The organism is Spongiibacter sp., from assembly GCF_984394615.1.
The window spans coordinates 1-23,236 of record NZ_CFHTQA010000040.1 but is presented as its reverse complement, the minus strand read 5'-3'; the positions used below and the strand labels follow the sequence as shown (position 1 = coordinate 23,236).

19 protein-coding genes are annotated in these 23,236 nt (G+C 58.3%); 9 read left to right on the top strand and 10 right to left on the bottom strand.

All coding sequences use genetic code 11. The features are described 5' to 3' along the window. Positions 1-56 precede the first annotated feature (56 nt). Positions 57-911: an alpha/beta hydrolase gene (locus AC5DB9_RS13390; RefSeq protein ID WP_272991850.1), complete on the bottom strand. Its 855-nt coding sequence runs from the start codon at positions 909-911 to the stop codon at positions 57-59. A 207-nt stretch (positions 912-1,118) separates the two neighbouring features. Here AC5DB9_RS13390 and AC5DB9_RS13385 point away from each other — a divergent pair, with 207 nt between their 5' ends. Continuing rightward, positions 1,119-1,973, top strand: a complete 855-nt coding sequence (locus AC5DB9_RS13385) for an alpha/beta hydrolase (protein ID WP_272991848.1) — start codon at positions 1,119-1,121, stop codon at positions 1,971-1,973. A 20-nt stretch (positions 1,974-1,993) separates the two neighbouring features. Here AC5DB9_RS13385 and AC5DB9_RS13380 read toward each other — a convergent pair whose 3' ends face one another. The 4 genes from AC5DB9_RS13380 to AC5DB9_RS13365 all read right to left on the bottom strand — a co-directional run bounded on the left by AC5DB9_RS13380 (position 1,994) and on the right by AC5DB9_RS13365 (position 4,236). Continuing rightward, complete coding sequence (locus AC5DB9_RS13380) at positions 1,994-2,356, bottom strand: hypothetical protein (RefSeq protein ID WP_022958173.1); 363 nt, start codon at positions 2,354-2,356, stop codon at positions 1,994-1,996. Between the two features lie 64 nt (positions 2,357-2,420). Beyond that, positions 2,421-2,828, bottom strand: a complete 408-nt coding sequence (locus AC5DB9_RS13375; protein ID WP_022958172.1) for a roadblock/LC7 domain-containing protein — start codon at positions 2,826-2,828, stop codon at positions 2,421-2,423. Then, the gene (locus tag AC5DB9_RS13370) at positions 2,818-3,402 is read right to left on the bottom strand and encodes a GTP-binding protein (protein WP_022958171.1); all 585 of its coding nucleotides are present in this window, start codon (positions 3,400-3,402) and stop codon (positions 2,818-2,820) included. Before AC5DB9_RS13370 ends, AC5DB9_RS13375 begins: the two co-directional genes overlap by 11 nt. 3 nt (positions 3,403-3,405) lie before the next feature. Continuing rightward, complete coding sequence (locus AC5DB9_RS13365; protein ID WP_272991843.1) at positions 3,406-4,236, bottom strand: BLUF domain-containing protein; 831 nt, start codon at positions 4,234-4,236, stop codon at positions 3,406-3,408. A 326-nt stretch (positions 4,237-4,562) separates the two neighbouring features. On the opposite strand from AC5DB9_RS13365, the gene lon reads away from it, so the two are divergent. After that, positions 4,563-6,983: an endopeptidase La gene (gene lon / locus AC5DB9_RS13360; protein WP_353744110.1), complete on the top strand. Its 2,421-nt coding sequence runs from the start codon at positions 4,563-4,565 to the stop codon at positions 6,981-6,983. On the opposite strand, the gene AC5DB9_RS13355 is transcribed toward lon, so the two are convergent. Further along, a complete protein-coding gene (locus AC5DB9_RS13355; protein WP_272991840.1) occupies positions 6,980-7,852 on the bottom strand; it encodes a DMT family transporter in 873 nt (290 codons plus the stop codon). The two genes, lon and AC5DB9_RS13355, sit on opposite strands and share 4 nt — an antisense overlap. Positions 7,853-8,060: 208 nt before the next feature. Here AC5DB9_RS13355 and AC5DB9_RS13350 point away from each other — a divergent pair, with 208 nt between their 5' ends. The 6 genes from AC5DB9_RS13350 (at position 8,061) to AC5DB9_RS13325 (ending at position 15,527) form a co-directional block, all read left to right on the top strand. Next, positions 8,061-9,221: a PepSY-associated TM helix domain-containing protein gene (locus AC5DB9_RS13350; RefSeq protein WP_272991837.1), complete on the top strand. Its 1,161-nt coding sequence runs from the start codon at positions 8,061-8,063 to the stop codon at positions 9,219-9,221. Continuing rightward, on the top strand, positions 9,218-9,388 hold the full coding sequence (locus tag AC5DB9_RS13345) for a hypothetical protein (RefSeq protein ID WP_272991834.1): 171 nt from the start codon (positions 9,218-9,220) through the stop codon (positions 9,386-9,388). Before AC5DB9_RS13350 ends, AC5DB9_RS13345 begins: the two co-directional genes overlap by 4 nt. Positions 9,389-9,419: 31 nt before the next feature. After that, positions 9,420-10,418, top strand: a complete 999-nt coding sequence (locus tag AC5DB9_RS13340) for a PNPOx family protein (protein WP_272991831.1) — start codon at positions 9,420-9,422, stop codon at positions 10,416-10,418. Beyond that, on the top strand, positions 10,393-12,612 hold the full coding sequence (locus AC5DB9_RS13335; RefSeq protein ID WP_272991829.1) for a TonB-dependent receptor: 2,220 nt from the start codon (positions 10,393-10,395) through the stop codon (positions 12,610-12,612). The genes AC5DB9_RS13340 and AC5DB9_RS13335 overlap by 26 nt, the downstream gene beginning before the upstream one ends. Positions 12,613-12,631: 19 nt before the next feature. Beyond that, positions 12,632-14,962 carry a TonB-dependent receptor gene (locus AC5DB9_RS13330; protein ID WP_272991826.1) on the top strand — a complete coding sequence of 777 codons (2,331 nt, stop codon included), beginning with the start codon at positions 12,632-12,634 and terminating at the stop codon, positions 14,960-14,962. A 94-nt stretch (positions 14,963-15,056) separates the two neighbouring features. Continuing rightward, positions 15,057-15,527, top strand: coding sequence for a nitroreductase family deazaflavin-dependent oxidoreductase (locus AC5DB9_RS13325; RefSeq protein WP_272991824.1), 471 nt, complete (start codon positions 15,057-15,059; stop codon positions 15,525-15,527). A gap of 37 nt (positions 15,528-15,564) precedes the next feature. Here AC5DB9_RS13325 and AC5DB9_RS13320 read toward each other — a convergent pair whose 3' ends face one another. Both AC5DB9_RS13320 and AC5DB9_RS13315 read right to left on the bottom strand, forming a co-directional pair. Then, positions 15,565-16,761 carry a cytochrome P450 gene (locus AC5DB9_RS13320; RefSeq protein ID WP_272991821.1) on the bottom strand — a complete coding sequence of 399 codons (1,197 nt, stop codon included), beginning with the start codon at positions 16,759-16,761 and terminating at the stop codon, positions 15,565-15,567. 9 nt (positions 16,762-16,770) lie between these two features. Further along, positions 16,771-17,217, bottom strand: coding sequence for a 2,4'-dihydroxyacetophenone dioxygenase family protein (locus AC5DB9_RS13315; protein WP_022958163.1), 447 nt, complete (start codon positions 17,215-17,217; stop codon positions 16,771-16,773). A 386-nt stretch (positions 17,218-17,603) separates the two neighbouring features. On the opposite strand from AC5DB9_RS13315, the gene AC5DB9_RS13310 reads away from it, so the two are divergent. Continuing rightward, positions 17,604-18,314: a hypothetical protein gene (locus AC5DB9_RS13310; RefSeq protein ID WP_272991819.1), complete on the top strand. Its 711-nt coding sequence runs from the start codon at positions 17,604-17,606 to the stop codon at positions 18,312-18,314. A gap of 55 nt (positions 18,315-18,369) precedes the next feature. Here AC5DB9_RS13310 and AC5DB9_RS13305 read toward each other — a convergent pair whose 3' ends face one another. Together AC5DB9_RS13305 and AC5DB9_RS13300 are read right to left on the bottom strand one after the other, a co-directional pair. Next, complete coding sequence (locus AC5DB9_RS13305) at positions 18,370-19,371, bottom strand: sensor domain-containing diguanylate cyclase (RefSeq protein WP_272991816.1); 1,002 nt, start codon at positions 19,369-19,371, stop codon at positions 18,370-18,372. A 259-nt stretch (positions 19,372-19,630) separates the two neighbouring features. After that, positions 19,631-22,330, bottom strand: a complete 2,700-nt coding sequence (locus AC5DB9_RS13300; protein WP_286846232.1) for a hypothetical protein — start codon at positions 22,328-22,330, stop codon at positions 19,631-19,633. Between the last annotated feature and the right edge of the window lie 906 nt (positions 22,331-23,236).

Sequence of the window (23,236 nt, the reverse complement as noted above, 5' to 3'; positions counted from 1 at the left end):
TGATTGCTGGCGTTAGTGCCAACTTTATTCCTACGGGGGGGAGTACCCAGGCGATTTTACGGCGTCGCGATGTGTCGGTTTATAAAACGATCCACCGCGTCGGTATAGTCGCCGGGTTTGCCCAGCTCGCGGTTGATCGCGAGGTGCGACAGGGCTTGCTCAAAGACGTCGGCGCGAACGTCGAGTTTGCTTGCGGTGTCGGCAAACTGTCTGGCCTGAGGGCAGGCATTGTCGCGCTTGCTGCTGCAAATCAGCAGGAATGGCGTGGCGGAGGGCGTTAATTGATGGCGTGGGGAGTTGGCGCGCCACGGTGTGGGATCGTCGCCAAATACCCGGTCATAGAAGCGTGGATGCGGCGCCGCCATCAGTGCGGGGAGATCCATGGCCGCGCTGTCTATGGCGATGGTCGCTTTCCAGTCGTTCGCGCCTTGTGATCGTGCCTGCTCTGGATTGGCGCCGAGCAGGGCGACCAGATGAGCGCCAGCGGAATGGCCCATCAGGAAAATGCTCGGCGAGCTATCCAGCCAGTGGGGCAGGACGTTCTGCAGCGCAGCGAGTGCACGGGCGACATCGTCGGCCTGATCGCGGGGCATCAGCGCTGACGACAGCCGATAATTGGCGGAGGCGAAGATCAAGCCCTGCGGCAGCCAGTGATCGAGCTTATTATCGATCACGGCGCGCTGCGCTTTGTCGCCGATACGCCAGGCACCGCCATGAACCATCAGAATGACGGCCTTGGCCTGACGGGGTTTGTCGGGCAGATAGATATCCAAGCTCTGGCGTTGGTCGGGACCGTAGGCAAGGTCGCGGTAGACGGTGTGGCCCCGATACGTGCCGGGTTCAGGCAGGCTGGCAGCGTGGCTTGCACTGCCGAGCGTTAACAGCAACAGGAATCCCAGAGCGCGAAACATGGCACAACTCCTTGTGGTCTGTGGTGAGCAAAGGGCAACAGCGCCAGCATAGCGTGTTTGCGGAGGATGTGTCGCTGTGCCGTGTTAAGCTGCCTTCGGCACGGAGGCGCCGTATTTTCGGATAAATAAAACGAGTAATGCGGCTTTCTGCGTAAAGTACAGATCAGCGATTAAAGAAGATCAGCCATCAACAGCACAGGCGTATCCATGACCGCACTATTAGGCAGAGAAGTAACGGTGACATCGGCGGCAATTGTTCTCGGCAGTTTGCTGGCGGTAGGTTGCGCGGCGCTGCCGGGCGCTGAGGCGCAGTACCGCGTTGAGGAAGCGGTCAGTTACAAGCAGGTCGACGGACAGTCGCTGACCGGCGATCTGTATCTGCCGAAGAAAACCGGCATCAAACCGGCGGTGCTGGTGGTACACGGCGGGGGATGGCGCAATCGCTCGGGCGAAATGGGCGGCATCAGCAAGCGGCTGGCAAAAGCCGGTTTCGTGGTCTTCAACGCGACCTATCGGCTGGCGCCGGAAAATCGTCATCCAACGCAAGTTGAAGACGTGTCAGACGCCTTGCAATGGCTTTACGACAATGCGCCGCGCTTTGATATTGATCCCCAGCGCATTGGCGGCTGGGGTTACTCGGCGGGCGCGCATCTGATTTTGATGGCGGGACTGGACCGTCAGCAGGCGCCGTACCTGAACGGCATTGTAGCCGGAGGAACGCCCGCCGATTTGACCGCGTGGCCAAACTCACCGCTGGTGTTTGGATTGATTGGTGAAAAGCTGGTGGATGCGGAGCAGACCTGGCGCGAGGCATCGCCGGTGAATCACGTCAGCGAGCAATCGCCGCCGGTCTTTCTCTACCACGGCCAGTGGGACAAGTTGGTCGAGCCGGAGCAGATGACATTTATGCAGGAGGCGCTGGAAGCCAAGTCGGTGCCGGTGGAAACCTATACGGTGAAGTTTACCGGGCATATTGGTGCGTATCTGCTTGCAGGTGGCGCCGAGCGAAAAGCGGTGGCGTTTCTGTCTCAGCGCAATGACAACGTGGCAGCCGCAAAGTAACTGCGGCTGCCCGGCGTCGCTTATACCCGTTGCATATCGCCTTCAAGGTCGGCCGTTTTGCGGCGGGCCAGGGCGAGGTTACCGCTGCGCTTGTCCAGTACCAAGTACAGGAACAGGCCTTCGTTACTGGCGCTGGGGCGGATGATGTGGAGCTGGTCTTTCAGGGTGATCAGAATGTCTTCGATGCCGCCGTCAAGGCCCAGTGACTTCATCGTTTTCATCTTCGCTTTAACCACATCGCTGTTACCGGCAGCGGCCAGTTCCAGGTCGACGCCGCCGCCCTGTGAACCCAGCAGCATGCCCGAGCTGTAGTCGACAACCGCTGCGCCGAGTGCGCCGTCAATTGTCATCATGCCATCCAAAACCTGGTTGATTGTGCTCATGCTTCTCTCCATCTATGGGAAGGTATTGTTGTATTCGTACCCACTACGGGAACGTTGGGGAACATCAAGCTACGGCGGGGCGGTCGATACCGCTGATCTCAGTAGCTAAACGTTGAATCTGTAAGCGCAGATTGGCGATATTCATCGCCGCCTTTGCCGACATTGCCAGCACATAGTCCCGGTCCTGCACGCTGAGCGCCACGAAGGCGACATTGCCTTGCTCGGCTTCGATAAACGTCACCTTGAAGCGTTTGCCCAGAATCTGTTGCGCGACTGCATTGCTGACCGAGTACAGGGTGCTGGCGGCGGCCGCCAGGGTGTCGGTGGCGAAATCGCCGGGGCTGCGTGTGTAGGTGTGCACCGGGAAACCGTCGGTGGTGGCCAGCGCAATGACATCGATGGCCTGTTGTTCATCGGCGTAGTGCTGAAAACGCGTCTCCAGCTCCGGCAATAAGGGGTGTTCAGATGGCATCGGCGGCCTCCCAGGGCTCTTGATCCAATTGGCTGTTCAGGGCGTCGAATAATTCCAGCAACATCAGCGACGAGCCGATATCGCGGGGGTCGACCGGCGTAATCGGAGAGACCAGATTGTGCTTGTCCAGCACGCTGTCGATCTCTTCTGACAGGGCATCGATATCGTTCTCGCTGGCGTTCTCGCTGTGGCTGATGCCCACGACCAGCGGAATACCTGCCGCTGCCGCGTCGAAGTGCCTCAGCACGCGGTCGAAGGCTTCGAGGTTAAATTCACTGCCGAACTTCACCAGCACCAGCAATCCCCACAGGCCTTGTTTGACCATGTCCCAGAGCATGGAAAAGCGCTCCTGACCGGGTAAGCCGTAGAGCCCCAATGCGATGTCTTCGTCGAGTGTGAGACGACCGTAGTCGATACCGACGGTGGTGTATTGCTTGCCGATGTCGACCGAGGAACGGGCTTCGGTGGCAAAGGGCGAAATCTCGCTGATGGTATGAATCAGCTGTGTTTTGCCCGCGCCGACTTCGCCGACAATGGCGAGTTTTTTATAAATAGGCTCGATCATATGCGTCATTAATCAGGACACTTTTGAAGTCGATAAGAAACGGCGCAGCACCTGACTGAAGCGCGCGGACGCCGGGGAAGGGGAGGCGGCAGTCGCCGGGGCCGACGCGGCGATATTGCGGACATTGGTGGTGTCGCGTTTGGCGCTGAGAATGCCCAGTGCCTCCAGGCTTTGCAGGTAGTCCACCAGAACGGCTTCGGACTGGCAGATGTCCAGTGCACGAAGACGCTCGTAAAGCATGGGCTTGCGGACCAGTCGCGAGCACAGCTTGATCAGCTCGTGGCTGAGTTTCAGTTGGCTGGGTTTGGGCCAGCGCGACAGTGAAATCAGGCACTTCTCATAATGGCTGTGCAACTGGGCCGGGGCGCTGGCCGCGCTCTGCTCCACGGCCTCTGTGGCAGGCTGTGGGGCGGCGGTGGCTGGCGAGGGCAGGTCGCCAAAGAAAGATTGCAGACGGAGCTGGTCTTGGGCGGATCGCGGTTGCAACTGCCCGGCGAGCAGGGTGTGCAACTTGCCGAGAAACTCGCGGTGTTTGTCGTCGCCGATACCGACGAAGCGAATGCTCCAGTTCTGAAACTTGGGTTGCGAGATGTCGGTTTTATAAACCACGCTGACATCCTGGCTGAGCGACTCGCGGCTGAAACGGTACAGCAAATTCGCGAGGGTCTGGCCGTCGCCTTCCAGAATCTGCAAGAGGTAAGCGCCGCTCACCAGAAACACGCCGGTCACGTCGTGTTCGCGGTTGTAGACCCGCGTGGAGTTATACAGCTCGATCAGTTGCTCAGAGCCGCTCTCCCCGGCGGGGAGGTTTGTGAGAGTACTCAGGCAGGCAATACGTTTCATGCTCATGATCGTTGTAGGCGGTGAGTACATCGTTTTCGCTGAAGAGAGGTGAGACTCATTGCGCGCTGGGCTCCCTGTCAAAGTGGCTGTCCACGACGATGCGTGCAACTATGGAGAAACTATCCTCACCGAGGCAGATGGGAAGTATTCGTAGATTTACCTAAGCTGCCCGAATCGTCACAACTGCACGGGAAATTGTGACGGTCGTTGCAATTTTGACGGTGCACGTATCCGGTTTTTCCACTACACGCGCTTCGCGATTTGGCGTGCAACGCCCTTGAGATCATCGCCGCGCGATCCTATATACAAAGGGTGAGCCTTTCTGTGTGGATGAGAGACTGTTGATGATGATCGATGATGACGCCAACGATGCGGTGCTGGATGGCGAAATGTTGAACAGCGATGAGCAGGGGACGGGACTGGTCATTCCCGATGCGGTGTTGCCGTCCACGCTGTACCTCTTGCCTGCGCCCAAACGGCCGTTTTTCCCCGCGCAAATCCAGCCTATTCTGCTGGATATGGGGGTGTGGGAAAGCACCCTGCAGCGTGTCGGTAATATGCAGGACAAAGTGATGGGGTTGATTTACTGTGGCGACAGTGATCCCCGCGAACTGAACCCCGCCGATCTGCCACTGATCGGCTGCGCAGTGCGTGTGCATCAGGCGCATCAGGAAGACGGCAAGGTGCAGATTCTGGTGCAGGGCCTCAAACGTTTCCGCATTCGCCGCTGGCTCAGCGACAAACCGCCTTACATGGTGGAAGTGGACTACCCGGACAATATCGGCGAACGCGATACCGACGAGGTGAAAGCCTATGCACTGGCGGTGATCAAGGCGATCAAGGAGCTGCTGGCCATTAACCCGCTGTATAGCGAAGAGCTGAAGCAGTATCTGTCGCGCTTCAGCCCCAATGAGCCGTCGCTGTTGTCGGATTTTGCCGCGGCGATCACCACCGCCAAGGGCGATGAACTGCAGGATATTCTCGAAACGATTCCGCTGCTGCGGCGCATGGAAAAGGTGCTGCAACTGCTGAATCGAGAGCGCGAAGTGGCTGAGCTGCAGGGGCGCATCAGCGAGCAGGTGAACGAGAAAATCAGTGAGAGCCAGCGGCAATTTTTCCTTCGCGAACAGCTCAAGGTGATTCAGCGGGAGTTGGGCATCTCCAAAGATGATCGTACTGCCGATGCCGAGGAGTTTCTCGATAACCTCAAGGGCAAGCAGTTGCCTGAAGCGGCTCAACGCCGCATCGATGATGAAATCGACAAGCTGGAGGTGCTGGAGAGCGGTTCGCCGGAATATGCGGTGACGCGCAACTATCTGGATTGGGCCACCCAACTGCCCTGGGGGGTGTACTCCGAGGACAAGCTCGATCTGGCCCATGCGCGCAAGGTGCTGGAGGCCCATCATTCCGGGCTGGAGGATGTCAAAGACCGGATTTTGGAATTCCTCGCGGTGGGCAAGTTCAAGGGCTCGGTGGCCGGTTCCATTGTGCTGTTGGTGGGGCCACCGGGGGTGGGGAAAACCTCGATAGGCCGTTCGATTGCCGATGCGCTGGGGCGGGAGTTCTATCGCTTCAGTCTGGGCGGAATGCGCGACGAAGCGGAGATAAAGGGTCACCGCCGCACGTATATTGGCGCCATGCCCGGCAAGCTCATACAGGCGCTGAAAGAGGTGCAAACCGCCAACCCGGTCATCATGCTCGACGAGATCGACAAAGTGGGGGCGTCGTATCAGGGCGACCCGGCATCGGCGATGCTGGAGGTGCTGGACCCGGAGCAGAACAGCGAGTTTCTGGATCACTACCTCGACCTGCGTTTCGATCTGTCCAAGGTGCTGTTTGTCTGTACTGCGAACCAGCTCGACAGCATTCCCGGCCCGCTGCTGGACCGGATGGAAGTGATTCGGCTGGCCGGTTATCTGGGCGAGGAAAAACTCGCTATCGCCAAAAAGCACCTGTGGCCGCGTTTGTTAAAGCGCAACGGGATTGACCGCAAACGCCTGGCGATCAACGCCGCCGCGCTGCGCCATGTGATTGATGGCTACGCTCGCGAGGCTGGGGTGCGCGGGCTGGAAAAGCAGCTTGGGAGACTGGTACGCAAGGCGGCGGTACGCTTACTTGAGGATGACTCGCTGAGCTTGAAAATTACGCCGGAGCAGGTGGAGGCGTGGCTGGGCAGACCGATCTTCAAGCGGGAAACGCCCCAGCGTGGCGTGGGCATTGTCACCGGACTGGCGTGGACGGCCATGGGGGGTGCCACCCTGGGGGTAGAGTGCGCACGCATTCACACCTTGAATCGTGGCTTTCAACTGTCCGGGCAGTTGGGCGATGTGATGAAAGAATCCGCCAATATCGCTTACGGCTATGTGATGTCGAACCTTGAGGCCTTCGGTGCCGACGAGCGCTTTTTCAACGAATCGATGGTGCACTTGCATGTGCCTGAGGGGGCGACGCCCAAAGACGGTCCCAGTGCCGGGGTGACCATGGCCACAGCGCTGCTGTCGCTGGCGCTGAATAAGGCGCCGAAGGCGGGCTATGCGATGACCGGCGAACTGACGCTGACCGGGCAAGTGTTGCCGGTAGGCGGCATTCGCGAGAAGGTGATTGCCGCCAAGCGGGTGGGCATCAAAAAGCTGATTCTACCTGAGGATAACCGCCGGGATTACGAGGAGTTGCCGGACTATGTGCGCAAGGGCATGACGGTCAACTTTGCCGCCCATTACGATCACGTCCGGGCGCTGCTGTTCTAGGCCCGGCGCTGCGCAGTGGGCTTGGCCGCCTGCCAGCGGGCGTTCAACCACAGCGACAGGGCGATAATGGCGCCACCGATCGCCAGTCTCCCCAGATCGGCGTCGCGGTTCCAGATCAGCAGATTGACAATCAGTCCTGCCGGAATCAGGGCGTTATTCATAATTCCCAGCGTACCGCCATCCACCTGGGTGGCGCCGCGATTCCAGAAGAAAAACCCCAGCCCGGAAGCCACCAGCCCCAGCCAGCCGAGAACCAGCCAGTGGGTGCCGGTACTCGGCAGTTTGCTGCTGTCGCCCAGTGCCAGCCAGGCGGGCAGTGTCACCAACAGGGCGCCGATAAAGAAAAAGCCGAAGCTGTCCCAGCCGCGACTGTCGGGGTAGCGCTTCATCAAATGGGCGTAGCCGACTTGCCCGGCGGCAAAGGTCAGATTGGCTCCCTGCAGAATCAGGAAGCCGCTAACGAAGTCGGGGCTGATGCCGTCATAGCGGATGACGCCTGCGCCGATCACCGCGATCCCGGTGGCGATCACCGGTGACCAACTGAAGCGACGCAGCAAGGCATTGTCGAGCAGGGCCACATAGACCGGCGTGGTCACGGTAAACAGCAGTACTTCGGGCACGCTCAGGTAGCCGAACGACAGGTAAAGCCCAATATAGGTCAGACCGAACTGCAGGGCGCCGGTGGCGGTAATGCCCAGCATCAAGCCTCCGGGCAAGCGTGAAGGGCGCAGCAGCGGCAGGAAAATGGCCGAGGCCAGTACCACCCGCGTCAGCACCGCAAAATAGCTATCCACCTGCCCCGCCAGGTACTCGCCAATCAGACTGAACGACACCGCCCACAGCAAGGTAACGGCAATAAGATAGGGCATGGGTCGGAGCTTCCCTGAGCATATCGGCTGCGCATCATAGCGTGCTTGCTGCGGTTTGACACGGAGAGCTGCGGTGAAAAAAACGTCTGACACATTATGTTTGTGGTGGTAATTAATAATGCAAATAGTTATCATTTGATAAATTTTGCGAGATGAGCCCTCGCTGCGACGTCATTCTTCCGCGCCACCGAATGCCAGAGTAACCGCCATGAAACCTCAAACTGTTGCGTCGGGGAGCCGCTGGTTCCGGGCGAATTTGTGGCTGCATCGTTGGAGCAGCCTGATTGCGACGCTGCCATTTCTGATTCTCTGCCTGACCGGGGCGGTGTTGATTTTCCACGAGGAAATTGACGCCTGGTTGGAGACGGTTCCCGTTGCCACGGCCTTGCCCGAGGGCCGGGCGCCGCAATACAACACCGCGATCGACACGGTTCTGGAACGCTATCCCGAGCAGCGGGTGTTAAGCGTGGGGATCGATCCCGAGCACCATCCCGGCGTGTTGTTGATCGTCACGGCAGTAGCGGGGGAGTCGTCGTTTGATGATGCCGGAGTGCATTTTGCCGACCTTGCGTCGGGGGCGCTGACCAGCGATGGCAGCGGTTCGCAAACACTGACAGGATTCCTGCTGGAGCTGCATGCTCAGTGGTTTTTAGGGCCCGTCGGCGAGTTAGTCGGCGCGCTGATCGCGCTGCTGGTACTCATCTCGCTCGTATCAGGCGTTGTGGTGTACGCGCCCTACGTCAAGCGCATTGCTCTGGGGGTACTTCGGCGTGGACGCGGCGCTCGGCTGCTGCAACTGGATTTGCACAATTTTGTCGGGGTGATCGTGCTGGGCTGGTTGTTTGTGGTCACGCTGACAGGCTTTTTGCTCGGTTTTTCCACGGTGGCGCTGGGCCTCTGGCAGATGACGGCGCTCGAGGCCAATCGTGAGCGCTTTGATGTGCTGGAAGCCGTGGATGCCCGTCGCCCGCCGCTTGAACTCGCGGGTGTGTTTGAGCAGGCCAACACGGCCGCCGATCCCGGCTGGCAGGTGTCGACGGTGATATTCCCGGGCACGGATTTCTCCACGCCGCGGCACTACACCGTGCTGCTTACCGGCGGTGAGGGCATTGAGCAGAGTCTGTTCCGGGTGCTGCTGGTCGACGCCGCAACGGGTGATATCGCGGAGTCCCTGAGCGTGCCGGTGTATTTCAAAGCCATCCTGCTGTCGGAGCCGCTGCATTTTGGTGATTACGGCGGCCTGCCGTTAAAAATTCTGTGGACGGCCTCGACGCTGATGGCGTTCTTCATTACCGCCAATGGCGCCTGGTTGTGGTGGGATCGTCGTCGGCGCACCGGGCGGCGGAGCCGTCGCGAGGTGTCGGCATGAGTCATCCTCTGGCGGTGCCGCTGTTGCTGGCGATGGTGTCGATTGCAGGCCTGGTGGCCATGTTTGTGCTGGACGGTAGCTGGGACGGTCTCTTTTTTCTGCTCAGCTTGGCGCCTCTGGTGGCTGGCTGCGCACTGTTGCTGAAACACCGAGGGCAGCGTCGCTAAGCGTCGCGTAATTTTCATGGAGGGCCAGGCGATGGCTGACGACATTCGTAATGAAACGGAACTGGCTGCCCGCGTTGGCAAGACGCCGGCGGCGGTCCAGCTCAAAGTGATCGACCATATCGATGACTGCGCCCGGCGCTGGCTGGAAACCGCACCACTGGCTGCACTGGCGTTTGGCGATGCCGAGCTGGGGGTGACCGCGACGCTGGCGGGTGGTCTGCCGGGCTTTGCCCGAAGCGAGACGCCGACGCTGCTGCAGTTGCCCCTGGCGACCGTGGACGCCCCTCAGCAGGTTCGTGAGGGAGCGGGCTTTGGTTCCCTGTTTTTCAGTCCGGGACTGGGGGAAACCCTGCGCATCAATGGGCGGGTGCAATGGCTTCGCGACGGTGTGATCGGCATTGCAGTATCGGAGTGTTATCTGCACTGCGCCAAGGCACTGATGCGTTCAGCCTTCTGGGAAGGGGGCGCGGAACGGCCCGACGACACCTCGCCGCTGGTACTCAGCCCCTTTCTGGTAATGGCGACCATGCATCGCGACGGGTCGGTTGATGTCAGCCCGAAAGGCGACCCGGCCGGGGCCATGTTGCAACTGCACGACGACCGGATCTGGTTCGCTGATCGCCCCGGCAATCGCCGGATGGATGGCATCAAGAACCTGCTCTCCCGGCCCCAGATGACGGGTATTGCGATGTATCCGGGACATCATTGCTGTGCCGTATTTTCCGGCGAGGCAAGCGTGACGAACGATGCAGTAATGTCTGCGCGTTTTGCTGTGCAGGGGCGCCAACCGCAATTGCTGATTGCCGTGGGTAACAGCGAGTGCGAGCTGCTCGACAGCGCCGCGCTGGAGCGTGCTCGTCTGTGGCCCGCCGCAGCCGCGGCGGAGGATCTCGATCCGTCGACGATTTTCGCCACGCATGTGCGCCTGAACAAAACGCGCGGGCTGGGCGCCAAGGTCATGCGGGCGACGGTCAGCCGTGGATTGATGCAGAAAGGACTCGAGCATGATTATAAAAACAATCTCTATTGAGCGACGACGGGCCGCGCTGGGCGGCATGGCCTTTTGGGCACTGTCACTGGGCGTGCAGGCACTGGGTGTACAGGCTGCGCCCCGCATGGAGGAGATTGTGGTCACCGGTGAACTGCTGGACCGCCGCCTTGAGCAGACGGTCAGCAGTGTGGCGGTGATTGACCGGCAGGAAATTGAACGCAGTGCCATCGCCGATGTGTATGAGCTTATCCGTATGACGCCCAATGCCGGGCTGGAAGACAGCGATTACGGTGTGGGCGGCATGAACCTGCGCGGCGTGGGCAGCTACGGTGCCAGCGGTGCAGGAGCCTACGCCGCCTATGGCACGACCTCGGTGGTGGTGCTTGATGGGGTGGGACTGCCGCGCTCGGCAATGGGCTACGCCGATCTGGCGTCCTTTGATCTGGCATCGGTGGAAATTTTTCGCGGCCCCCAGTCGACCAGTCAGGGGCGCAATGCGATGGCGGGCGCGGTGGTGATCAATACGGTGGAACCGGCGCTGGATAATCACTCTCCTCAGCTTTTTGGGCGGGCCAGTGCGGGAAATCAGGGGCGTCGACAGTGGTCATTAGGCACGGAGCTGCCGCTGCTTGCCGAGACCCTGTCACTGCGTATTGTTCACGACCAACGCGACAGTGACGGCGATATCGTCAATCCGACACGCAGGGAAGATGACTGGGCGGGCAGCGACAGTAAAACCACTCGCCTGAGACTGAAATGGCAGCCTGGCGGCGTTGACGGGCGCTATACCGCGTTACTTGGCGCCACGCAGTTGGACAAGTATCAGGGCAGTCGCTACGTGCCACGCAGCGAGAAAAATAGCCGCCATGCGCTGGCTGATGTGCCGGTGGACTATCGCAGTGAGTCACAACTGTTTTCGCTGGACCAACGTCTCTGGCTAGGCGAGCGCTGGCAGCTTCAGGCGATTACCGCCTATGTCGAGTCAGACACCTTCAGCCGTTTTGACCAGGACTACGGCGCCGATGCAAGCGGGGCGACCGAGCAGTGGGAGGAGGCGCGCGATGTGTCGCAGGAGTTGCGGCTCAGCTTCAGTGGCGAACGTCTGCAGGCCATTCTCGGAGCCTACTACTACGAGGGCCACAACGGTGACCGTCAGCGCGGCTACACCAGTATCAATGGGGCGCTGGCAATGGCGGGGCTGTGCGGCGTGGAGTTTCTGTGCAGCGCCCCGCTGGGCAACATTCTCTACAACAGCGCGACGCCCACCGAGGTGATTGATAGCGCGGTGTTTGGCGAGCTGGACTGGGCGCTCACCCCGCGTTTGACGCTGAGTGTCGGGCTACGTGCAGACCGCGAGAAGAACAGCCGGGTTATCAGCACGTTTACTGATGGCGACAGCCCGGTGGCGGCACTCGCTGTGGGTGTGCTGCGCGGCGTGGGCGCCTTGCCCGCCAATGGCGATTTCCGGGTGGGGCGGTCTTTCTCGGAAGTGCTCCCCAAGTTTTCGCTGCGCTACGAGCTTGCCGATAACTGGTATCTGGGGGGCGCTTATGCCGAAGGCTACCGCCCCGGCGGGGACGGTTATAACCAGGTATCGGGCCGGTATTTCCGCTTTGATTCGGAACGTACCCGCAATACCGAGCTGTCGCTGAAAGGACGTCATCCGGCGTCGGGCTTGTCGGTCTCGCTCAACCTCTTTCACACCCGCTGGGAAGGCATGCAGGTGCAGGGCGGCGAAGGCGTGGATAGCTATATCGAAAACGCGGGGCTGGCGAGTATCAACGGCGGTGAGTTAGCACTGCGCTGGCAGGCTCTGAGCAATCTTGGCCTGGTTGCGAGCTACGGGGTCATTCGCGGCGAATTCGAGGAATTCGTCAACCTCGATGGCGACGACTTGTCCGGAAATCATCTGCCCAAAGCGCCGGCGTATTCGGGGGCTTTGGCGCTGGAGTGGTGGCCGTTGGAAACACTGATCGTACGTCCCGCTCTGGAGTGGGCCAGCGCCACCCCGTCGCTGCCGGAAAATCGGCCGGAACACGAACTGCCGGCCTACCACCTGCTCAATCTCTCGCTGCGCTGGCAATTGGGTGGCATCACCCTGTTTGCCAACGGCAGCAATCTGACGAACGAGGCGTATTGGAAAGACGCCAATGCCTATAACACGCAAGGTATTGATGTGGTCAGCCTGGGGCCGGAACGGCGCTGGTGGGCGGGCCTGGAATTTGCTTTTTAATCTGCCGAAGGAATCTCTAATGGCGGGATTGCGTTCCCGTGTTGTCCATTTACAGGAAGTCGATATGAAAATCTCCCTTACCGCTGGCCTGTGTTGCTTGGCATTGGCAATGTCATTTCCCTCGCTGAGCGTGATCGCCGACGAACGTGAACAGCTACCCAAACGACTGGAAGAGGTGATTGTCACCGGCGAGAAAATTCAGCGCAGCCTGATGGAGACCACCACGTCGATCAGCGTTTTTGATGCCGAGAGTCTCGCCTCGCAGGGGGATCGCGATCTCGCCGATATGCTGCGTCGCGCGGGCAATACCACGTCGAATGAAGAGGGCAATATTTCTATTCGCGGTATCTCTCAAGCCGGTGCGGGCGGCGGTACGGGATCGCCGCTGATCAGTGTGCAGGTCGATGGTGTCACACTGGACGAAACATCGCAGGACGGCGCGGTGGTGGATATGTTTGATGTGGCCTCGGTGGAGGTACTGCGCGGGGCGCAGTCGTCTTCGCAGGGCCGAAACTCGCTGGCGGGCGCGGTCGTGATCAACACTCGGGAGCCGACGCGGGAGTGGGACGGGCACCTGCGGCTGATTGCGACGGAGCACGATGCGGGCAGTGCGGCGTTTGCCGGTGGCGGGCCGCTGTCAGATTCCTTTGCTTTTCGTCTGACAGGCATTGCTGATCGCGACGATGGCTTTGTGACCCATCAGCCTGACAATAATCCGGATTTTGCGCGTACTGAACGGCAGGTGCTGCGTCTGAAACTGGCCTACGAACCTGCGTATATCGACGGTTTTGACAGCCTGCTCACGCTGTCTCGGGACCGCCGCGACGGACAGCCCGATTACAATATCGAGCGGGGCGTTTCCGGCACCGATCCGGACAAGCGCCGCACATCGTGGGTGAATGAAGAGAGCCGTGATCTGGTGGAGAGCGATGTCGTCTCCTGGCGCAATCGCTATGCGTTTAACGACAAAGTAACGCTGACCAGCGTGACCTCATACATGACGACCCATCAGGATTATCTCCGTGATTACGATGGTTTGGAGGACGACGGTGGCGAGAATATCATCTTCAACGACGGCGAAAACCTGACTCAGGAGTTGCGACTGAACTTTACCGGTGTCGGCCGCTACACCGGTGTGCTGGGTGTTTATGCCGGGCGTTTCAAGAAGGACAATACCACCTACTCCAACAATATTACGGTGCCGTCCAGCTACTTGCTGGGCATCCCGGAGGAGATCGATTTTCTCTACGCGGAGATCGATTTTCTCAGTGAAGAACACAGCGATGCACGCAACGTCGCCCTGTTTACCGAAGTGGACATTCAGCTGCCCTGGCGCCTGACCGCAACACTGGGCTTGCGCTACGACCGGGAAAAACTCGATGCGAACAGCCGCTTCGATTCCCTGCGTGGCGAGGCGTTTTTCAATGTTCCCAGCGGGCTGGCCAGTTTCCCGCTCGGCGGCGAACAGATTGCCGAGTGGTGGACCGATGTGCTGTCAAACCAGTCGGGTATCGACATTCTTCCCCTGCTGATTGCAACCGGCGCGGCACCTGCGACCAGTGGTTTGCAGGGCGGGGAAACCACTTACTCGGCGTTGCTGCCCAAGGCCGCATTGCGCTTTGATGCCAGCGACGAGTGGTCGTTTTTTCTCAGCTATTCGCAAGCCTACCGCGCCGGGGGCGTGTCGGTGGATTCCTCGAACGGCGAAGTCTTCCCCTTCGACCCGGAATACACCGATAACTACGAAATGGGCTTTCGCGCCGAGTTCCCCGAGCAGCGTCTGCAACTGGCGGCCAACGTCTTCTATGTGGAGTGGGAAGACCAGCAGGTCCCTGTGCTGAGGGGGCTTTTTTACGCGACTGAAAATGCCGCGAACTCCGAACTCTACGGTACGGAACTGTCGCTGGGCTGGCAGCCATGGACGCCACTGACGTTGACCGGCTCGTTGGGTTGGGTAGAAACCGAATTCCTCAATTACACTGCGCAGGGGGAGGATTACAGTGGCAAAGAATTCATCTTTGCGCCGCGATTTACCGGCAGTCTCGGTGCGGTGTTGCGCGTCGGTGCCTGGATGGCCTCGGCGAATGTCTCGCACCGCGAACACAGCTTTACGCGACCCAGCAATAAAGAAACGGAGTTTTCTGAAGCCCGCACATTGCTGGACATGCGCCTTGGCTGGGAAGGTGAGCACCTGAGCGCCTACTTGTTTGGCCGCAACCTGACCGACGAAGATTATATTACTGAAACCTACCAGTTCCCCGATGGTTATATCGGCGCGACGGAAGCGCGCGGTTATGCCACCTACGGGCGACCCAGAGAGCTGGGTCTTCAGTTGGAGTTGCGCTACTGAGGCGACGGTCTGCGCCTCCTTCACTCGGGGTATCTGCCGGGCGTTGCCGCCTGCGTACAATCGTTGCGCAGTGAGTGATTACTCTGGGGGCATCATGAATAACAAAGACATCAAACCCTATAGCGCAAAGCAGGAGCAATTCGGCACCTGGCTGATTAACCGCATCGGGCGCTGGCAGATTCGCGTGTATGAGTGGAGCGGCGGTCGCCTGTGGAAAAAGTTTCTGGGCGCGCCAGTGGCGATTCTCACCACCGTGGGGCGCAAGTCCGGGCTGGAGCGCAAAGTGCCGCTGCTGTATCTCATGCACGGTGACAGTGTGGTGATGACCGCGTCCAAAGGCGGCATGTCGACACTGCCGGTGTGGTATCTGAATGTGAAGGCCACGCCGGAGGTGGCGATTCAGATTGGCAAACAGAAAAATCGCTATCGCATGCGCGAGGCCAACGCACAGGAAGAGGCTGAGTTGTGGCCAAAGCTGGAGGCCATGTATCCCGATTATCAGGAGTATCGCCAGCGCACGGCAGATATTCGCCACATTCCCGTACTGATTTTTGATCCTGTGTAGTGAGTGAATCGGCCCCGGCAGACCGGGGCAGTAGTGCTCAGCGGGGCAGCAGGTGTACCGGCATGGTTTTAAAGGCGTGGATCGAGTTCGAGCGAATATAGCTCGGCGCGTGCAGCAGCTCTACGCCAGCAAAGTGCTTGAAGAATTCCTCGAAGAAAATCCGTGCTTCCATGCGCGCCAGGTTGGCACCCAGGCACAGGTGAATACCGTGGCCGAAGGCCATGTGCGGGTTTTCCTGACGCTGGATGTCGAAGTCCATCGGGCGCTCGAATACCGCTTCATCAAAGTTGGCGGAACTGTACAGCATCACTACTTTATCGCCGGCTCTGATGGGCGTACCGGCAATCTCGGTATCGCAACTGGCGGTGCGGCGGAAATAGTGCAGCGGGCAGGTCCAGCGCAGCATTTCCTCCACGGCGGCAGGCAGTTTTTCCGGCGCGGCTTCCAGCGCGCGATACAGTTCGGGGCGTTGCAGCAGTTCATACATGCCCGAGCTGATCAGCCCGCGTGTGGTTTCATTCCCCGCCACGGCAATCTGCACAAACAGGCTGGCGAATTCCGCTTCTGAAATCAGTTCGCCGTCGACTTGCTGGTTAATCAGCAGCGAGATCAGATCGTCGCCGCCCTTGTCCTTGCGCTCGCAGGCCAGCTCGAAACCGTAGGTACCCATTTCTATGCTGGCTTGCAGCACCTCTTCCTCGCCGCCGCCCAGGTCCGGGTCGGAAGAAGAGGTTTGCATATCGGACCAGTCGCGGATCTGTTTCCACATGTCGCGGGGAATATCCATCAACCGGCAGATGACGGCGGTCGGCAGGTCGCCCGCCAGGTCGTCGACAAAATCCAGCGTGTCTTTGCCCTGCGCCGCCTGCATGATCTCCTGCGCGATGGCGCGAATCTGCGGCTCCAGTGCTTTCAGTCGACTGGAGGTAAAACGACTGATCACCGCCCGGCGCGGCTTGGCGTGGCGCGGCGGGTCCATACCCAGCAACTGATTACGGGCCATCTCCAGCGTGCTTTCGGGCAGGTCGTCCACCAGCACAAAGCCCTGCTCGGCAGAGAAGGTCTGAAAGTCTCGAGACACGGCCATCACGTCGGCGTGTCTGCTCAGCACCCAGTAGCCGCCCCCGGCGGGGTGCTCGTGCCAGTGCACCGGGGCATTCTCGCGCAGCCATTGAAACTGCGCATGGGGAATACCGTTCAGGTAATTGTCGGGGTTGTAGACATCGATCTTCATGCCACCCCCTTATTCGACAAGCACATTGGGAGTGGGCAGACCTTCGGCTTCACACATTGCCAGATAGAAGTCGAGAGTCATCTGTCCGTCGACGACTGAGGTGATATTGCCGTCGGCATCCAGATTGATATTCGAGCCATACATCTGGAACCACACCCGCGTATTGTCCTCAATGCATTGCAGGGTATGGACGGAGCCTGCGGGTTCATAGAGGAAGGAGCCCGCGCGGTTGACGTAGTCGTATTCCTTGTACTTCCACGCCCCAGATGTGGTGTAGCCCCACACCGGGCCCGTGTGCTTGTGAGTCTCCACCTCGTAACCGGCTTTGAAGATATTCTCGATAATCCACAGCCCCTCGCCGCGTTTTACCTGGAGCACGCGCAGCAGGCTGCCGTCGCCAATGTCGATAAACGGCAGCTCTTCTGCACCGATATGAATCGCCTCGGGAAGTGACATGTTCTCTCCTGATCTCGCTGATTATTGGAATTTTGTTGGAAAGCTTACACCGCATTTTGGGCGCGTTGTGCTGCACCTATCATGGCAGGCCCGGCGGCTCGGAAATACCGCCATTTGGATTAGGAAAGCCGAACGACGTATAGGAGGAACCGGCGCGAGAGCCTGTTCGTCTTCGCGGAAAAAGTTCCCTAAATGGCATCCGGATCACACAGGGAATTGCCGTTTTGTGTGGGAGAAAAAACTAACGCGCATTATTGCCGCAGTTAGCCTGGGTGGTGAAACGTGGTCACATTTTTGGTGAAAGCAGCGCTATAGACTGCGCCTCGATTGCTGTTCCGGCAATCGTGATAAACCACTCAAATAACGAGGAAATGACTATGGGGAATATGAAAAAAGTAATCATGGCCGCCGCTGTGGCGTCAATGGGGCTGAGCGCTGTGGCGCATGCACAGTCATCTAAATTTTCCGCAGCGACCAGCGATCACGTCTTGCTGTCGGGAACCGCGTCTGATTTTGAGACGGTTCTGAGTACCGGTATTAAAACACCTAGCCAGAAAGATCTGTTTGTACAAGCCTCGTTTGAATGTGGTGTTTTCACACAGACTTATGTGCTCTCGTCGCTGCTGGAGCCGTTCACCAGCAGTGCTGAAGCGATCGTCCGCGCGCGGGTAGTTCTGGACCCCGGCACAGCCAATGAGCGTTTGGCATTTCCGGGCGAAATTACGCTCTGTTCGCGTGAGCAAACCATGACGGCCGAGTTTGCCGGACAGTGTGATGATGCCAATGACGACGGCACTATCACCGCCGATGAGTGTGAAGATGAAAGTGTTGATCTGGCGATAAAAACGCTGGCCGCGAACGCGTTTAACTTTGTACTGACAGATCTTGAGTCGGGTGAGCACGTGATTGCGGTACAGGCGCAAATTGAGACCGCCACCTCTGACGATGCTGCTGGCGCCGTCGCGATTGTCGGCAATGGCTCACTGGGTGTTGAAGAGGTACGGATGGTGAAGAGCCTGGAAGTTCAGGATGATCCCGCCGGTTCCGGTGATGACACCTGGGATGCCTTTGACGCCTTGATTGATCTGGGGCAGTAAAAGCGCCCGGCATTTGCCAAGAAGCCGCCTGCGGGCGGCTTTCATTTAGGGGCAATCAGCGGCGTGACCGTCGCTTCTTTTTTACCTCGTACATCGCCTGGTCGGCGCGGGTAATCACGGCGCGTGCATCCTCGCCGGGTTCTGACTCCACGGTCCCGACGCTGGGGCCATCGTAATGAAAACAGTGAGTCGCCAGGGAAATCTTGCCCTGGGTTTCCGCTTCAATACGCTGTTTCAAGGTTTCTTCTGAGGCTTCGAGCGAAGCAACAACGAATTCATCACCGCCCAAACGTGCCACGATGTCCTGGCGACGAAGGCATTTGAGCAGCCGCAGCGAAATTTCAATCAGGAAGCGGTCGCCGGTATCGTGACCGTAGCGGTCGTTGATTTCCTTGAATCCATCCAGATCGATAAAGGCCACGCTCACGGTGCTGTCGGATGCCGCCAGCAGCGCATCGAGCTGTTCGATAAAGGCGCGCCGGTTCGCAACGCCGGTGAGCGGGTCGATACTGGCGCTGTTCAGCAGGCGGCTGTTGGTATCAATCAGCCGGTTGAACATCATCTCGCGATCAATCTGCTGGCCGATCAGCCTGGCGAAAAGGGAGACGATGTTGGTGGTGGCGGCCGAAAACGTTGCGCGCAGGCTGCTGGCGGCGCACAGCGTGCCATACAACTGACCGTCAGCAGTGATGACCGGCTGGCTCATGTAGCTGGTAATCCCAAGCTGGCGGGCGGCATCAGAGTCACTCCAGCGCTCGGGAACGTCATTCACAAAGTAGGTTTCTTCGGAGAGCGCCCGTTTGCACAGCGTGTCTCCCCAGGGAACGCTGAGTCCCTCAGGAATATCCAGTCGCTCAGAGCAGTGGCTGAACAATACCGTTTGCTGCCCGGCTGCCTCATCAATGGAGGTGAGGTAGGTTGATTCCAGCCCGGTAACGCGCTCCATCAAGGCGAGCATTGGCCGTGTCAGTGATTCGAGATCACGCGCGGCAGACACATAGGACGCGAGATCTGCCAGCGACTCTTCGGCGCGAATATCAGTCGGGGTGGATTGCACGTGATACGGCTCCGCGGATCTTTGATTATCAGTCGGCCGACGTCGGTGCGGCGGCGTTATGTTCTGCGTGGCAAGCTTACAAAATTGTGGGGGGAGTTTCGAGAGGAGGTCATCAAAGCGTGAATTGGGTTGTGCTTGTCTGGCGGTGGGAGCAGCTAAGCCGAGCTGCTTGGTTTTTATCGGGCAAGGCGACAGCATGTATGCCCGTTAATGAAAAGGCCTCCACCTATCGCCGATGGGGAGGCCTTTTATTGAATGATTACTGGGGTTTAACCTGTATATAGCCCGTAATCTTGCCGCTGGCGGGCAGCGAGGTCGCGCCAGGATTATTTCCACCGCTGAGGTCGGGGAGCTTGCCCACCGGGTAGGCCATGCTTAACAGAATCATCACGTGATATCCCTCCGGCATTTCTGGCAAATCGAAACTATGACCGCCGGGTGGGCTACCTGCTCGGCAATTCGTTGAAAACGCAGGTTGTGTCGTTATCAGCGAAGGGTCTACGAACTGATTATTCTCGTCGTACATAAGGAGTTGGTAGACCATGTCCGGCGAGGTGGGGAAGCCTTGGGGGTAGTTAACAGGTGGCGCAGTGCAGCTAAGGGCGTTCACCACGTTGTAGCTGCGAGCCTGTTTGTGATCGAACATCCAGATGATCTGGTAGGTTTCTCCAGCGCCCGCAAGGGTACACAGTGTGGTATTGCTGCCATCGCTTTCCTGGCTGGCATAACATTCGCCTTTGGTGGTGTGCTCGGTGTTAAAATTCACTCTGCCGTCGCCGACACTGCGGACCTGTCCTGAACTACTCGCGATAAGGTCAATCTGTTTTGTATGACAGACCTCATTGACGTCATAAGAATGCAGGTAAGTGCCACTGTCGGACTGATCAAAGTTAATTGCCTGGCTGGGACCAAAGGTGCTCATCTTGCTGCGGATGTTGCCGGGATTAATATTGTTGTAGCTGTCTACCTCTACGCCGTAAGTGGTGATCTCCTCAGTGTCGTCAGGATTGTTTACCGGGCAGCTGCCGGAGACATCCGGGCTTTCAACATTGGTGGTTACTTTGCCGTACATATACATGTTGGTACTGCAATCACTGGCTTGGATGACGAAGCTTTTGGAGATTGTCGGGTCTTCGTTGCTGGTGGCGGTGAGGGTGTAGTCGCCGGGCTGCGGGGTTTCAAAACGCATGTGGTTGCCGATGAGGTTCACGAGAGTACCGCCGCTTGCCGTCCACGTCACGGTGTCATCATTTTTGGCGCCAGTAACTTTCGCGTTATTCACCTCAATGTAAGTGCCGCTATCACAAAACCCGGATTGTATTTCCTCTATTTCAATTTCCAGCCCTTGCAGGACGACTTGCACCGTTTTGCTTCGCGCGTTGACCGGAGCGAGGCTGTGCGAGGTGGATTGAATGGTAATATCCAGCGGATAAAGGTCCGGGTCGGAGGGCGTATCAATTGCGAGTGACAGGATGTTTCCCGACAGACTTTCATTTACCTGTAACGCTCCAGAGTAGAACAGTGAATGCTTTTCCGGGAACGAAGAGTTGCTGATTAATACATCGATGTTTTTACTTTCGCCGGGGTTTTTGACAACGATGGGGTCAGAAGAAAACACGAAAGATTTCTTGCGGTTCTCAATGGCTTTTGTTCCCCGCTGGTCTGCCAGCGTATTGGAGTATGAGGGGAACAGCCCCGACTTCATCTGTACGGCAAGCTCCGCCTGACCGATGGTGAGGGGTTTGAGGGTGTCAGGTTCACTATCGATGGCAAAGGCATCGCCAGTGACGCTGCCTTCAGCGAAGTTGCCGGGAATGCGGATATTTGACCAAAGCAGTGGAGGGACCGTGAGGGCACAGTCGCTCACTTTGGCGTCTGAGAGTGCGCGATTGGCTACCTCGTTATATCCCGTCAGAGCTTTGCCATCCATTGGGCTGCCCGGTGCTCCCAGGATTGTTTGAACCATGGCGGCAATTTGCTTGCCGATTTCAAAGGTTTCGCTTTCCGCATTGACGCTGAAAATCCATTTTGGATTGGTTTGTCCATCAGAAAAATCCTCTTCCAAGCTGGCACGCGGGATGACCTCAATATTGGTATGAACAATCTTGGAAGGCAGCATATTCGCGGTCATGTCATCTAACAGATTTGCGCGTAATGATGCTGAGCCGGCAATCGTACCCAGTACAGCCAGTGGCAGGCCTAACGCACCGCCCTTTACCTCGCTGGCCACGGCCATCACTGAATTGAGTGCGGTGTTTTGAGCCGCTTTTGCCGCGGCGTTGGCTTGGGCATTCTTCGCCTTGCGTTGTGCTTCGTAGGCCATGTTCATGGCAATGGAGAGCGAACCCGCATCAGTCAGGCTGACTTTATAGTCTCGCGGGTCATTCAGATAGTGCGTGCAGGTTTCCGCTCGATAGATAGTAGGCTGATTCCGAGTGGAGCGTATGCTCGCAGCCTGCGGCGAATTGATGCCAAATATCGGTTGTTCAAATTCAGTGGCAAGGTCATCCAGTGTCTGGATCAGGTCGAGCTTTTCCACCACTTGTGAAAAGAACTGGATGTCTGTCGGACTGAGGCTGGCGAGAAGATTCCGTTGATAGGGCAGGCTGATTTCGCTCTTCGGGTCATAGAAAATTTCATGTAGCCAGTAAGCAAGAAACTGGAATGGATCTTTGCTGATGTCATCGCTAGTGGCTGTATCGGGATCGAAAGCCAGAGCAGATTCGATATTAGTGAGTGCTTTTTCCAATGCATCCAACGCATCGGCATAGGCATCATCATCCGCCTGAGGCAACGGCGTCACGTCCAGCGAGGGCAGTGCGCAGCGCTTGCCATCCAGCTCGGCCTCGTAGCTCACCGTACCACCGTTGGCGGCCAGATCGGGCGTCATGGGTACGGTAATGAAGTAACCCATATCGCTGGGCGTGCTCTCCAGCGGCAGGGCATCGCTGCCTTGCATCAGATAAATCTGAGAGAGGCTTTTCTTGGTAATCAGCTCAGCGCTATCCCCCGCTTCATATTGCGTGGCGGTGAAATCCGCCCCTGAGCAGGCTGCGATACTGCCGGAGCTGCTGCCCCTGCCACCGCCACCGCCACCGCCACAGGCAAGTAATCCGCTGGCAAGCAGAAGAATGGAAAGAGGTTTTGCGAAAGTAAACACAGAGGACGTGTGCTTGGAAAACAGTCCCGCTCCCTGGAACCCGCGACGTGATGAGTCCGCCATTGAATATGCTCCCTGCATAATATGTTTTCAAAACTGCTGAGTTTCGCCGTCGCTATGCCGTTGGGATGGCTGGCGAATGGTGCCTCAGTGCTTCCTGATGCTCTGTGCAATCCAGGTAAGCGGCACGTAGAGGTGCCACAAGAAAATAACGGGTGGTCTTGGTAGCGCCAAGCACATTTTATCGCTGCAGTGTGAGTTTGTGCACAAATGCCAGTTCTACCCCCGGAGATAGGGGGGCGCGATTGCGAGGCAATTTAAAGGTGTAGCCGTGGGGCCGTGTTCGTCACTGCGATTTTCCAGGGCGGCTTCGCCGAGAAGTTACTTCGATTTGAGGCGATGGTTTCCATTGCCTGACGTATGGCAAAACGACCCCGTCCGGAGTGAGTCGCGGGCAGCTGCTTTTGCACATTTGTCATGATGCTGTGTTTTACTTTGTCTTCTGGACTGAGGAAAGCATCTCAGCGCCGAGGGGCAGGACTGGGCGCCGAGCGATGATTCAATAGGAGTGAATGTGAATCCATTACTGAAAGAAGTTGAACGCAAGGGCTGGTCGCGCCGGGTTTTCCTGCGAAATCTGCTGTTTTCTGCCGGTAGCGTCGCCACCGCCAGCTGGTTAACAGCCTGCGGCGGAGGCTCCGGTGG

Coding starts and splice junctions, on each gene's coding strand:
- AC5DB9_RS13300 (WP_286846232.1), bottom strand. CDS start 22,330: ATGCAAGGCAGCGATGCCCTGCCGCTGGAGAGCACGCCCAGCGATATG.
- AC5DB9_RS13385 (WP_272991848.1), top strand. CDS start 1,119: ATGACCGCACTATTAGGCAGAGAAGTAACGGTGACATCGGCGGCAATT.
- AC5DB9_RS13345 (WP_272991834.1), top strand. CDS start 9,218: ATGAGTCATCCTCTGGCGGTGCCGCTGTTGCTGGCGATGGTGTCGATT.
- AC5DB9_RS13340 (WP_272991831.1), top strand. CDS start 9,420: ATGGCTGACGACATTCGTAATGAAACGGAACTGGCTGCCCGCGTTGGC.
- AC5DB9_RS13335 (WP_272991829.1), top strand. CDS start 10,393: ATGATTATAAAAACAATCTCTATTGAGCGACGACGGGCCGCGCTGGGC.
- AC5DB9_RS13355 (WP_272991840.1), bottom strand. CDS start 7,852: ATGCCCTATCTTATTGCCGTTACCTTGCTGTGGGCGGTGTCGTTCAGT.
- AC5DB9_RS13320 (WP_272991821.1), bottom strand. CDS start 16,761: ATGAAGATCGATGTCTACAACCCCGACAATTACCTGAACGGTATTCCC.
- AC5DB9_RS13390 (WP_272991850.1), bottom strand. CDS start 911: ATGTTTCGCGCTCTGGGATTCCTGTTGCTGTTAACGCTCGGCAGTGCA.
- AC5DB9_RS13315 (WP_022958163.1), bottom strand. CDS start 17,217: ATGTCACTTCCCGAGGCGATTCATATCGGTGCAGAAGAGCTGCCGTTT.
- AC5DB9_RS13330 (WP_272991826.1), top strand. CDS start 12,632: ATGGCGGGATTGCGTTCCCGTGTTGTCCATTTACAGGAAGTCGATATG.
- AC5DB9_RS13365 (WP_272991843.1), bottom strand. CDS start 4,236: ATGAAACGTATTGCCTGCCTGAGTACTCTCACAAACCTCCCCGCCGGG.
- AC5DB9_RS13350 (WP_272991837.1), top strand. CDS start 8,061: ATGAAACCTCAAACTGTTGCGTCGGGGAGCCGCTGGTTCCGGGCGAAT.
- AC5DB9_RS13370 (WP_022958171.1), bottom strand. CDS start 3,402: ATGACGCATATGATCGAGCCTATTTATAAAAAACTCGCCATTGTCGGC.
- AC5DB9_RS13325 (WP_272991824.1), top strand. CDS start 15,057: ATGAATAACAAAGACATCAAACCCTATAGCGCAAAGCAGGAGCAATTC.
- AC5DB9_RS13375 (WP_022958172.1), bottom strand. CDS start 2,828: ATGCCATCTGAACACCCCTTATTGCCGGAGCTGGAGACGCGTTTTCAG.
- AC5DB9_RS13380 (WP_022958173.1), bottom strand. CDS start 2,356: ATGAGCACAATCAACCAGGTTTTGGATGGCATGATGACAATTGACGGC.
- AC5DB9_RS13310 (WP_272991819.1), top strand. CDS start 17,604: ATGAAAAAAGTAATCATGGCCGCCGCTGTGGCGTCAATGGGGCTGAGC.